The organism is Enterocloster sp. HCN-30185 (assembly GCF_037890305.1).
Taxonomy (GTDB): domain Bacteria; phylum Bacillota; class Clostridia; order Lachnospirales; family Lachnospiraceae; genus Enterocloster.
This window is the reverse complement of sequence record NZ_JBBKBT010000002.1, coordinates 165,732-177,326: the sequence shown is the minus strand read 5'-3', so window position 1 is coordinate 177,326 and position 11,595 is coordinate 165,732. Positions and strand designations below refer to the sequence as shown.

Below are 11,595 nucleotides of genomic sequence, written 5' to 3'. Positions count from 1 at the left end.
TCCATTTTTAAAAACACACTCTGGCACACTAGCCCGAACTATGCTATACTAGGAAACAGTTGATCCGCTGTCTGCTGCGGATTATAAAGAATAAAATATTGGGAGAACGAAAGACATGAAGATCGGATTTGACAATGATAAGTACCTTTCCATGCAGTCGGAACACATCAGAGAACGGATCGGCCAGTTTGGTGATAAGCTTTATCTGGAATTTGGAGGAAAGCTGTTTGATGACTACCACGCCTCCAGGGTTCTTCCCGGCTTCGCACCTGACAGCAAGCTTCGGATGCTCCTTCAGCTGGCCGACCAGGCTGAGATCGTCATTGTGATCAGCGCCTCTGATATAGAGAAAAATAAGGTACGCCAGGATCTGGGGATCACCTATGATGTGGATGTACTGCGCCTGATTCAGGAGTTTCAGGATAAAGGCCTTTATGTGGGAAGCGTTGTGATCAACCTGTATCAGGGCCAGGCCAGCGCAGATATCTTTAAGGCCAAGCTGGAGCATATGGGAATCCAGGTATACCGCCATTACTGCATCGAGGGCTATCCCAGCAATATCCCTCTGATCGTCAGCGACCAGGGCTATGGAAAAAATGATTATATCGAAACCAGCCGTCCTCTGGTCATTGTGACTGCTCCCGGACCGGGCAGCGGCAAGATGGCTACCTGCCTGTCCCAGCTTTATCATGAAAATAAGCGGGGCGTAAAGGCCGGATATGCCAAATTTGAGACCTTCCCCATCTGGAATCTCCCCTTAAAGCATCCGGTGAATCTGGCTTATGAAGCAGCTACCGCTGATTTGAATGATGTAAATATGATCGATCCCTTCCATCTGGAGGCTTATGGAGAAACAACCGTCAACTACAACCGTGATGTTGATATTTTCCCGGTACTGAATGCAATCTTTGAAGGCATCTACGGAAGCAGCCCCTATAAATCCCCCACCGATATGGGTGTAAATATGGCAGGTTTCTGCATCTTTGACGATGAAGCCTGCAGAGAAGCATCCAACCAGGAGATCATCCGCCGCTATTATCAGGCCATCAACCATCTGGCCAAGGATGAGGGAAATTCCGAGGAAGTCTACAAGCTGAACCTCCTTATGAAGCAGGCCAAAATAAAGCCGGAGGATCGAAAGGTGGTAACGCCCTGTCTGGAACGTGCCCAGGCATTAAATGCTCCTGCAGCAGCCATTGAGCTGGAAGACGGAACCATTGTCACAGGAAAAACCAGCAGCCTGTTAGGCGCTTCCGCCGCAGTCCTGTTAAATGCCATCAAGGTACTGGGAGAAATCCCCCATGATACCCACCTGATCGCACCCTCTGCCATTGAGCCCATTCAGACCTTAAAGACTACCTATCTCGGAAGCAAAAATCCCCGTCTCCATACTGACGAGGTTCTCATTGCCCTGTCCATGAGCGCTGCCACGGATCCGGTTGCAAAAAAAGCCCTGGGACAGCTTCCCAAGCTTCAGGGCTGCCAGGTACACACCTCCGTCATGCTCTCCAATGTGGATATCAAAACCTTTAAAAAACTTGGCATGAATCTGACCTCCGAACCGGTATACGAGCACAAGAAGCTGTATCACTAAGAGAAACAGATCCATTCTGAACAAACTAAATGCCGGACAGCAGGATTTTCCAGTTCCCGCTGTCCGGCATTTTTACCGTTTTTTTCTATTTTTTCTCCACATCTGTATAATACAGGTGTCTTGGAAGCCCATCTGTCATAATAGGCGTAAGCTCCGCCTGGATCAGCGGGCGGATATAATTGACAAACTCATCTGTCACATAATCGCCGGCCTCATTGATCCACTCCCTCGGCACCTTCTTTTCTACATTTGCCACCTTATGTACGTCATAAATGTCTGTGACACAAATATAAGGATCATCTGACACTCTCTTTAAAATGATCATCTTGCCCGTTTCACCCTCAAAGGCTTCCTTAACGGCAGCTCCGCCTACCTGATATGCCTCTGTGATATCTACCCGGGATACTATATGGGAAGCGCATCTTTGGAGAGAGTTAAACTCAATGGCTCTTGTCTTGCATCCCACCTCACGGTTGATCTTCTCTGCCAGGAAACGGGCCGTTCCTGTAAGCTGCTTATGGCCGAAGGCGTCTACAAATTCAATTCCGTCCGTAAGCTCACAGACATAACGGCCGTCTGCTGTCTTTACCCCCTCAGATACAGCTACCACAACCGACTTTTTCTTCTTGTGAAGCTCTGCTACCTTGTGCATAAATTCATCTACATCAAAGGTAACCTCCGGAAGGAAGATCATATCCGGACCTTCACAGTCCTCGCACTTTGCAAGGGCAGCTGCGCCGGTGAGCCAGCCTGCATTGCGTCCCATGATCTCTAAAATCGTTACATTCTGCTGGTCATATACCAGGCCGTCACGGATCACTTCCTTTGTAATGGAACCGATATACTTTGCAGCGCTTCCGTAGCCCGGAGTATGATCCGTAGCCGCAAGGTCATTGTCAATGGTCTTTGGAACACCCATAAACCGGATCTTGCTTCCATTTAAAAGAGCATAGTCAGAAAGCTTCTTTATGGTATCCATGGAATCATTTCCGCCGATGTAAAAGAAATATTCCACTTCCAGGCCATCCAGAATTTCAAAAATCCTGTCATAAATCGCTCTGTCCTCTGAAATCTCCGGAAGTTTGAAGCGGCAGGAGCCCAAATAGGCGGAAGGCGTACGCTTTAACAGCTCAATGTCCAGATCATTTTTAATATGCTCCGACAGATCTACATATCTCTCCTGCAAAAGTCCCTGAATCCCATGGAGCATGCCGTAAACCTTTTTAGCCCCTCTGTCCCTGGCAGTCTTATAAACACCAGCCAGACTGGAATTGATTACTGCAGTTGGCCCTCCGGACTGGCCTACGATCACATTGCCTCTTACCTCATTCATAATGGATACCTCCTAAAGAATCTTCCTCACTCAGAAACCAGCCGTTTTCCGGCCTTCTCATTTTGTAAGCGCTTACAATCATATTGCTATTTTAATACCAATATTTGTAATTTTCAAGATAGAAACAGGCATTTTTTTACAAACATCTCGTCTTTTTTTTAACATAATAGAGTCATTTCGACAAATACTTCCATTAATCTCCCAAATAATATACAGCCAATATGGTTCCTTTGCTGTCATAGAGAATCCAGTTTCCCCATTCTTCTTCAGACAGGCTCAGCTCTCTGGGCTGAGCGGATGCCAAAAGCAGCGACACATGGCCGCCGCAGACAGCGCCTTTGGCAATCCGTATCTCTCCTTTATAAACCGGCTTCATAATCGTATCATCGCTGTCCTGCCACAACTTATAAACACCTCTTTCATAATCATAGTCAATGCCTATATAGGGATTCCAGCCTGGGTCTGCAGCTGTTTCCCCTTTTTCATGAAATACAAGAATTTGATTTTCCATCTCCAATATCTTTGTCTTACCAGTGAGTTCATCCACCGTTACCTCTTCCTGCCCTCCCTCCTGCACCGCTTTCATCTGTTCCTGCGTAACAGTTACAGGACAGGAAATAACTCCGGGCGCTGTAAAATACGTTCCCCGATCTTCCGCCTGCGCCATATCAAAGGAAATGCCTGTATCTCTGGAAACATGGGTTCCTGTGAGAGGTGATGACTCACCTTCCCTCTGATTTAAAAGAAAGGGAAGATAGGGTGCCTCTGATATACCCTCAGGGCCTCTATAGCCCTCCTTTACCCGCTCCTCAAAAGGAATATTCTCCAGTTCCCGGATCAGCTGCACATTGGCCCGCTCTGTGTCTGTAAGCAGCTCCTCTGCAAATGCTTCCGGCTCTATCCTGCCCCTGTACCAGATTTTCTGCTGGAAATATTCATTCAGGCTATCTGTTTTGAATTTTCTCCCATGGTGTGCGTAAATGGTGTTTCGTAAAAGAGAAAGATTCTCTGAAGGCAGACATGCAAGTTCTGTACGCGTATAAAACCGCTCTGACAGTCCTATTTCCTCATAATTGCAGGAAGAATAATAAGTACCTCCATATGCTCCCTCACTTTCTACTTCAATCCGCGTACCTGCCTGTTCATCTGTTATAAAAGCAGCACAGGCCGACTCCTCTGTTTCCCGTTCCAGTACCCCGTCTGCATACGGACGGACATTGATGACCATTTCGTATTTGTCCTTTCCCGGCTCCAGCACAAACTCTGCCACAGCCGAAGCATTCTCTCTGTCATCTGAAAAAAAGAGCTGAATCCTATGGGAATCCATAAAGCTCTCCCCTTCATCCGGGTCGATATAAACCATGCAGCTGATTCCGCTGTCCCCGGCCAGATAAAATGGTTCGGAAAGCAGGCTGGCCTCTGCTCCCAGATCCTCCAGTACGCGGACGGAAGCCGAATCATTCAGGGGCAGCTCACCATGAGCAGACTCCTCCCTGCCCGCATCATCCATTTCCACTATTTCGTCCATTTTCCCCTGTTCCATATCAGGAGCAGAGCTATATTCCATTTCTGTTTCCCGTCCCGGCCTCTGGCCTGCACATCCTGCCGATAATCCGACAAAAATCAAAGCCATCGCTGCCAGCTCTGCTCTAAAAACCGGCTTTTTCATAAAACACACTCCCTCCTGACAATACCTTTTTTATTTTTATTATACTCCCTTTTTCCGGAGCCTGTTTTACGTTTTCCTTACAATCTGTCCCACCCGGAAATCCCTTTCGCGCTACATAGTTTCCGCCTCAGCTGCACCATGTCAAAAGCTCCATGCTGCAGACACAGCACAGAGCTTTTCTACTGAAACAATATAAAATGTTTTAATCCAAATGATCGCACCGGTCAAAATCGACCAAAACTATTCTTCCCGTCTCCGGGGCATACTCAAAGGTAGTAATGCTTGCATTATGCACAACCCGCTCCCCGCCTTCTTCGCCGCTCCCCTTTAAAAGCTGCTCCATAAAATGGGCCAGCAGCCCTCCATGGGATACAATGGCCGTATCGCCGGTTATCTGGCTTTTAATGAACTCCCAGGCTTTCAGGCAGCGGTCATCTACCTGTATCACGGTTTCCCCTCCGGGGGGAGCCACCTCTGCCGGGCGATCCCACCAGGCTTTATAGCGATCCCCGTCTCGTTCAAGCAGCTCCTGTGCTGTCTTCCCTTCCCAGTCTCCGTAGTTAATCTCCATCAGCTCCGGCAAAGGGATGATAGGAACAGGATTCTCTCCTGCTGCTGCCTGAGCCGTGGCATAGGCCCTGATCTGAGGGCTTGTATAAATGGCGGTCAGCTTTTTATCCTTCATGGCCTTTGTGAGGCAGGCGGCCTGGGCACGTCCGGTTTCATTTAAGGGGATGTCCTGCTGTCCCTGAATCCTGCGCTCAATATTCCAGTCTGTCTGTCCATGGCGTATTAAGTATAATTTCATGCCCTTCTCCTAACTGTTTAAATCCCAGCCGTCTCTCATAGGATCATAGCCCAGGGATGGACGGCCGCTTCTTCCATATCCGTCTCTGCGGAGAGCAGGAGCCGGTTCTGTTTCTTCCTCTGCCTCCCCGTCAGAAGCCGCCGTACCTTCCCCGTTTACCGTCAGGGCATCCAGCGCCAGCTTCATGATATCCTTGATCTCATCCGGCGTCATCTTCATCTTTTCCGCCAGTTCCTCTACGGTAGCCTCCCTGCCCAGCTCCTTTGCCATGACCTGGGATACGGTCTGAAGCACATTCACTCTGGCTGCCATCGTTTCCTCAATCTCCGCCTCGCTCCTTTGTTCCAGCAAGGCCGCCTCAACCGCCTGACGGATCTTCATTTCTGCAAAGTCCGGCCACTCCTGGCTTCCGTCATACTCTGTGACAGCCATCATAAGAGCCATATTGGCCTCCTGGACAAGATCGGAAATTGGAAGCTCTTTTCCCTCATATTCCTTTGCAACAGCCAGCGCCCTAGCCAGATTCCCTTCTACCAGACGGTTTCCTGCCTCTTTATCTGCCCTGGCAGCTGCCGCCAGGACTCTCTTTTCCTCTTCCTGATCCAGAGGCCGGATTAACTCCATCTCCTCCAGATACATTTCATAAAAATTTTCTGCCATGAATATCTACATTCCTTTTTCATTAAAATAACATCTCTATAAGAATAATCCATCCCCGCCGCCAAGTCAACCACTTTACAAAGCCTCACAAAGCTGTTAATATAGATACAGTTATAAGGAGGACTTAATAATGGATATAAATTATGAATTATATAAGGTGTTTTACCACGTTGCCGCCACACTCAGCTTTTCAGAGGCTTCCAAGCAGCTCTTTATCTCACAGTCTGCTGTCAGCCAGTCCATTAAAGTCCTGGAAAAAAAGCTGAACCAGCCCCTTTTCATCCGAAGCACCAAGCGGGTACAGCTCACCCCTGAAGGCGAAATTCTTTTAAAGCATATCGAACCGGCCATGAACCTGATCCGAAAAGGGGAAAACCAGCTTTTGGAGGCCCATACCCTGAATGGAGGCCAGCTGCGCATTGGAGCCAGCGACACGATCTGCCGCTACTATCTGGTAACGTATCTGAACCGTTTTCACAAGGAGTTTCCCAATATTCACATCAAGGTTACGAACCACACTTCCATTGAATGTGCCAAGGTGCTGGAAAACGGACAGTGCGATTTTATTGTGGCAAATTATCCCAATTCTGCCCTGTCAGGCAGCCTGCACACACGGGTGATCAATGAATTTCACGATGTATTCGTAGCTAACCGCCAGGCCTTTGACCTGGAGGGAAAATCAGTGTCCCTAAACCAGCTCCTTGACTACCCTATTATGATGTTAGACAGAAAAAGCACAACCAGTGAATTTCTCCATCAGATCTTCCAGAAAAACCGTCTGGATCTGGTGCCTGAAATTGAGCTTTCCAGCAATGACCTTCTCATTGATCTGGCTCGGATCGGCCTGGGGATCGCCTTTGTGCCGGACTTCTGCATCCCGGAGCAGGATAAGGATTTATTTATCCTTAAGCTGTCCGAAACACTTCCTGCCAGACAGATGGTAGTAGCCTACAACGAAAACCTGCCTGTATCCCAGGCTGCCAAACACTTTATGGAAATGCTGTAGCAAAAGAAGCTTACATTTCCTCCTGCCGCGGAAATTTTTCCCAAAATTCTCTCAGGGCCTGGGATACATTTCCGCGGTTTACTACGGTATAGGTCCCCCATTCCCTCGGAAAAAGGGCTACATACTCCGGGCGCAGAAAACGGTCGTCCAAAAGAGCGATCACTCCTTTGTCATTCACCGTGCGGATCACCCGCCCGGCCGCCTGCATGACCTTATTCATGCCCGGATACTGGTATGCATAATCAAACCCATTTCCCTCTCTCTCGTCAAAATATTCTTTTAAAATCTCCTGCTCCGTGTTTACCTGAGGAAGTCCCGTTCCCACGATAACCGCCCCGATCAGGCGCTCCTCCTTTAAATCAATTCCCTCAGAAAAGATACCTCCCATTACGCAGAGCGCGGCAAAAGACCGGCTGCGTTTCGCTTCAAACTGCTCTAAGAACGCCTCTCTCTCCTCCTCTGTCATCCGGTTTGACTGGCAAATGCGGTCAAAGCCCAGAGAGCCTGTCCTTTCCCGCTCCCAAAGGATAGCCTCCACCTGCTCCTGAAACTGATAGGACGGAAAAAATACCATATAATTGCCCTTCCGTTCCCGGATAATGACTTCCAGATAGTCTGCAATCCGCTCGTACTGGCTCCGTCCCCGCCTGCTGTAACGGCTGCTCACATCCGACGCCGCAAGCACCAGACGGTTTTCAGGTGAAAACGGCGATTTGGCATAGATCGCATATTCCTGCGGATCACCGCTTAAAAGCTCCTTATAATATTGAACCGGCAGCAGGGTAGCCGAAAAAAACACCGTACTTTCACTCTGATCCAGACACCGGCGCAGACATTCTGACGGATCCATGCACATGAGCTTTACCATAAAGCTTCCATCCTCCAAAAGCCTTGCGTAGATCCTGTAGCGGTCATCTAAACGGTCATGGATATTCAAAAAATCACGAACCTTAAAATAGAGCTCCAGCACCAGATCCCGGTCCGTAAATTCTCCGTTTTCATTCATAAAAGCTTCCAGCTCTCCAAACATGGCCATCAGCTCCAGGGCAAGCAGCTTCACATCACCCAAAAGCTCATAATCTGCGCCTAAAACTCTCCTGTGGCTGATCCCTTCTTCCTCTTTTCCTGTCCCGTAAGCTCTCTTCAGCTCCAGCATGCGCTTATTGCAGGCGTCCAGAAGTGAGACTGTCTTTGCCGCTCCGGGAAGTCCCTTCAGGATTCTTTTTGCTAAAAGAAGATCCTCCTTCACAACGGCTGCGCTGTACATTTCCCTGGCTCTCGGCACCAGATTGTGGGCCTCATCCACCAAAAACAGGTAAGAGCCCGTCTGCTCCCCCTCAGCAAAATAACGTTTCAGCCGCACATTGGGATCAAACACATAATTGTAATCGCAGATAATCCCGTCTGTCCAGCTGCTGATATCCAGACAGAACTCAAAGGGACATACCTGAAACCGCTCCGCATACCGTAATACCTTTTCTCTGGTAATCCCCTCTTCCTCATGAATGATCTCATAGACCGCGTCATTGACCCGGTCAAAATGGCCTTTTGCCCTGGGACAGTCATAGGGATTGCAGCTTGGCTTTTCCAGCACGCAGAGCTTTTCCTTTGCCGTAATAGTTACTGTGTTAAAATACAGCTCTTTCTCTCCTCTCAGGATATCAAAGGCCTCCTCTGCCACGCTGCGCGTAATGGTTCTGGCAGTGAGATAAAACAGCTTTTCCCCATAGCCTTCTCCCATGGCCTTTAAGCTGGGAAATACGGTAGAAAGCGTCTTTCCCACTCCGGTAGGCGCCTGGATATAGAGGTTTCTCCCCTCTGCCACAGAGCGGTACACACAGGCAGCCAGTTCCTTCTGGCCTTCCCGATACGCATAGGGAAATTGCAGAGTCTTTAAGCACTCCTGTCTGCGCATCCTGTGATGGTACAGATACCTGGCCCATTTTACATACTCATGGATCAGTCCTTTAAACCAGTCCTCCAGTTCCTCTCTGGTTTTAACCTCCTTAAACCGGCGGATCTCCTCCGTCTCAATATTGCAGTAGGTAAGCTGAATCCCAATTTCTTCCAGATCATGGTGAACGGCATATATAGTTCCATAGCAAAGCGCCTGAGCCATATGGACCGGATCCGGCTCCTCCAGCCTTCCCGGATCCATATAAATACATTTGATCTCATCAATGGTCACTCCGCCGGGCTCTGTGATGATCCCATCGGCCCGTCCCTCAATGAGAAGCTCAAACGAATCCTCTTTTACTGTATGCTTTAAGCTTACCTCTGCCTGATAATCCGAGCCCATCCTGCGCTGGATCTTCCGGTGCAGACGGCTTCCGGCCTGCATAGCCTCCTTTTTTGCTCCTGCCATCCTGCGGTCATCCAGATCGCCTGACCGCATCACAAATTCCACCAGATTCCTCACGGAAATCCGTACCTGAGACAGAGCTTCCCTCTGTGCCATTTTCTCCCTCCTGTCGGCCTCTGGAGCAGATGCTCCCTTTTCCTCTGATTGCTTTCAGCATATCACAAAAAAAGACGGATTGCAAACTTATGTTCGCAGTCCGTCCCCTGTCACAGGTTCCGTTAAAAGAAAAATAAAATTTATGCAGCTGTTGTGCAGGCATCCGGAGAAATGGTTTCCAGATATGCTTCAAATTCTTCATTTTCACCATTCATCTGTACGGTCAGAACTCTTGCAAGATCCAGGCTTAATACACCAAGGATGGACTTTGCATCAATTGTAAAACGATTATAAAATACATCAACATCAAAGTCACACCTGGAAGCCTCCGTTACAAAGCGCTTTGCCTCCTCAATGGATGTCAGCAGAATTTTCTTTTCTTTCATTTTCAAAGACTCCTTTTTGTATCAAAGTGTGTTATTCTATTTCGTTGTATAGTTATATCACTATTACACTTTCATGTCAAATTTTATTCTGCCTCCGAGTCATTCATGAATTTCTGATGTTTTTTGTGTATTTTATATATTTTTATCTCACAGCTCTCATTTTGTCCGTCATAATTGCAAATTACATTTCCTGTTTTTAGAAAATACATTTTGTTCTCATTTAAATACAATCAGAGATAACAGAAATTTTCGTGAGAGTTTTGCAAACGTTTTCGTCTTTTTTGCTCCCCCGTTATCTGCTGCTCTCCGTTGCATATTCCCGGAATATTTTTGCAGTGCGGTACAGGCAGGTCAGCTTCATAACGCTTACGATCAGTGTTCCGATGGTACCTACCAAAAGCGCCGTAATTCCCAGCATCCCGTTTAACATCACCAGAAGAACGGAGCTTATCATTAATCCAAATGAATACACAAACCACTTCCAGAGCCGTTTCCATTTTACAGCCATCTCTTCATCCAGCGCACAGATTACTTCGGAATGGCCCATATACTCGGAATATTCCCCGTAAAATGCCAGGATCATCACAGGGAAGGAAAGCAGTCCGATCAGCGAAGCCATAGCAGCGCCCTCCGGAACCAGAGAGCTTCCTGCATCCACTGCAACGGATGCCAGACAGCAAATCGCTGCCATACGGTAGCGGCTGCTTTCAGAAGACAGCTTTAAAAGTATATAGCCATACGCGCACAGCGTAACCATACTGATGATCCGCCCCGGCAGATACAAAAAAGGCAGCCAGGCTGCCACCGCCTGATTGCTCAGTACAGCGCCTGCTATACTGGGAATTACCATCCAGAACAGTATTCCCAGCCATTTTCCCAGCTCCTCTGCTTTGGAAACAGAAATCACAACCTGAAGCTCATTTTCATTTTGAATTTCTTTGTTCCATTCGTTCATACCATTCCCTCCTTTGTTCCTTTTACCGGGATCAGGGTGCATGAAAACTGGCCGCTATCCCCACAATGATTCCCAAAACCATAGCGATTCTTCCTATAAACTGCCCCATGCGATAAAACTCGCTGGGTTCTCCGCCTTCTACTGCAAGGCCGTGCTGAAATTTAAAAAGCAGATCCGGGAATGCAGTATCCAGAGCCAGCAGTACACCTAAAAAAGCGATCACAGGCAATACTTCCACCCTTCCCCGTTTCTGACAGTCCTCATTCACCGCCCAGCGGTAGATACAGCTGTAATCAGGAAAAAGCTCCTCATCGGAATGCTCCGTAGATATACCGTTTTTTATCTGCATATCAAAGTATACTTCTTCTCCATCCCCCGTTAAAAGCCAGGTATCTCCCACCAGATGGGCTTCCCCCTCGAAAACCAGAGCCCCGTCTTCAAAAATCTTCCCTCTGGAGTTATCAGGATCCCATCTGACTTCATAAAGCTTCTTTGTTTCATTAACAGAAAACTCAATCCATGCAGCCCTGTCCTGGCGGCGGATCTGCATTCTATAATCCGTCTCTCCATCCGCTCCTGTAAAGCTCCCGTCCTTTTGACGGTACAGAAACGTTTCCTGCATCCATAAACCGGGTCGGAACAGAGTATACAGATATACCGAACCAAGAACCAGGCATACGGCCGTTCCGATGAAAACCGCCCATTTTTTCCACTGTCTCATATTTA

10 protein-coding genes are annotated in these 11,595 nt (G+C 48.0%); 2 read left to right on the top strand and 8 right to left on the bottom strand.

Annotation, left to right across the window (positions count from 1 at the left end; all coding sequences use genetic code 11):
• Positions 1 to 115: 115 nt before the first annotated feature.
• The gene (locus WKT10_RS03120) at positions 116 to 1,594 is read left to right on the top strand and encodes a DUF1846 domain-containing protein (RefSeq protein ID WP_340275399.1); all 1,479 of its coding nucleotides are present in this window, start codon (positions 116 to 118) and stop codon (positions 1,592 to 1,594) included.
• Between the two features lie 85 nt (positions 1,595 to 1,679).
• On the opposite strand, the gene WKT10_RS03115 is transcribed toward WKT10_RS03120, so the two are convergent.
• The 4 genes from WKT10_RS03115 to WKT10_RS03100 form a co-directional block, all read right to left on the bottom strand.
• Positions 1,680 to 2,927: a 6-phosphofructokinase gene (locus tag WKT10_RS03115; RefSeq protein ID WP_066547579.1), complete on the bottom strand. Its 1,248-nt coding sequence runs from the start codon at positions 2,925 to 2,927 to the stop codon at positions 1,680 to 1,682.
• Between the two features lie 193 nt (positions 2,928 to 3,120).
• The gene (locus WKT10_RS03110) at positions 3,121 to 4,596 is read right to left on the bottom strand and encodes a DUF4454 domain-containing protein (protein ID WP_340275397.1); all 1,476 of its coding nucleotides are present in this window, start codon (positions 4,594 to 4,596) and stop codon (positions 3,121 to 3,123) included.
• Between the two features lie 202 nt (positions 4,597 to 4,798).
• Positions 4,799 to 5,404, bottom strand: coding sequence for a histidine phosphatase family protein (locus tag WKT10_RS03105; RefSeq protein ID WP_066547564.1), 606 nt, complete (start codon positions 5,402 to 5,404; stop codon positions 4,799 to 4,801).
• Between the two features lie 9 nt (positions 5,405 to 5,413).
• Positions 5,414 to 6,064: a sigma-70 domain-containing protein gene (locus tag WKT10_RS03100; RefSeq protein ID WP_340275394.1), complete on the bottom strand. Its 651-nt coding sequence runs from the start codon at positions 6,062 to 6,064 to the stop codon at positions 5,414 to 5,416.
• A 130-nt stretch (positions 6,065 to 6,194) separates the two neighbouring features.
• Between WKT10_RS03100 and WKT10_RS03095 the strand changes: the two genes are divergently transcribed.
• Positions 6,195 to 7,070: a LysR family transcriptional regulator gene (locus tag WKT10_RS03095; RefSeq protein ID WP_066547560.1), complete on the top strand. Its 876-nt coding sequence runs from the start codon at positions 6,195 to 6,197 to the stop codon at positions 7,068 to 7,070.
• Positions 7,071 to 7,080: 10 nt separating this feature from the next.
• Here the strand turns inward: WKT10_RS03095 and WKT10_RS03090 are convergent, their stop codons facing one another.
• The 4 genes from WKT10_RS03090 to WKT10_RS03075 all read right to left on the bottom strand — a co-directional run bounded on the left by WKT10_RS03090 (position 7,081) and on the right by WKT10_RS03075 (position 11,590).
• Complete coding sequence (locus tag WKT10_RS03090) at positions 7,081 to 9,528, bottom strand: ATP-dependent DNA helicase (RefSeq protein ID WP_340275391.1); 2,448 nt, start codon at positions 9,526 to 9,528, stop codon at positions 7,081 to 7,083.
• A gap of 140 nt (positions 9,529 to 9,668) precedes the next feature.
• Entirely contained in the window at positions 9,669 to 9,914 is a 246-nt protein-coding gene (locus WKT10_RS03085; RefSeq protein ID WP_317437948.1) for an HPr family phosphocarrier protein, read from the bottom strand.
• 292 nt (positions 9,915 to 10,206) lie between these two features.
• Positions 10,207 to 10,869 carry a hypothetical protein gene (locus WKT10_RS03080; RefSeq protein WP_066547552.1) on the bottom strand — a complete coding sequence of 221 codons (663 nt, stop codon included), beginning with the start codon at positions 10,867 to 10,869 and terminating at the stop codon, positions 10,207 to 10,209.
• 31 nt (positions 10,870 to 10,900) lie between these two features.
• Positions 10,901 to 11,590 carry a hypothetical protein gene (locus WKT10_RS03075; protein WP_340275389.1) on the bottom strand — a complete coding sequence of 230 codons (690 nt, stop codon included), beginning with the start codon at positions 11,588 to 11,590 and terminating at the stop codon, positions 10,901 to 10,903.
• Positions 11,591 to 11,595 lie beyond the last annotated feature (5 nt).

What these genes read in the sequence shown, in the direction of transcription:
- WKT10_RS03120 (WP_340275399.1), top strand. Translation starts at nt 116, where the DNA reads ATGAAGATCGGATTTGACAATGATAAGTACCTTTCCATGCAGTCGGAA.
- WKT10_RS03115 (WP_066547579.1), bottom strand. Translation starts at nt 2,927, where the DNA reads ATGAATGAGGTAAGAGGCAATGTGATCGTAGGCCAGTCCGGAGGGCCA.
- WKT10_RS03110 (WP_340275397.1), bottom strand. Translation starts at nt 4,596, where the DNA reads ATGAAAAAGCCGGTTTTTAGAGCAGAGCTGGCAGCGATGGCTTTGATT.
- WKT10_RS03105 (WP_066547564.1), bottom strand. Translation starts at nt 5,404, where the DNA reads ATGAAATTATACTTAATACGCCATGGACAGACAGACTGGAATATTGAG.
- WKT10_RS03100 (WP_340275394.1), bottom strand. Translation starts at nt 6,064, where the DNA reads ATGGCAGAAAATTTTTATGAAATGTATCTGGAGGAGATGGAGTTAATC.
- WKT10_RS03095 (WP_066547560.1), top strand. Translation starts at nt 6,195, where the DNA reads ATGGATATAAATTATGAATTATATAAGGTGTTTTACCACGTTGCCGCC.
- WKT10_RS03090 (WP_340275391.1), bottom strand. Translation starts at nt 9,528, where the DNA reads ATGGCACAGAGGGAAGCTCTGTCTCAGGTACGGATTTCCGTGAGGAAT.
- WKT10_RS03085 (WP_317437948.1), bottom strand. Translation starts at nt 9,914, where the DNA reads ATGAAAGAAAAGAAAATTCTGCTGACATCCATTGAGGAGGCAAAGCGC.
- WKT10_RS03080 (WP_066547552.1), bottom strand. Translation starts at nt 10,869, where the DNA reads ATGAACGAATGGAACAAAGAAATTCAAAATGAAAATGAGCTTCAGGTT.
- WKT10_RS03075 (WP_340275389.1), bottom strand. Translation starts at nt 11,590, where the DNA reads ATGAGACAGTGGAAAAAATGGGCGGTTTTCATCGGAACGGCCGTATGC.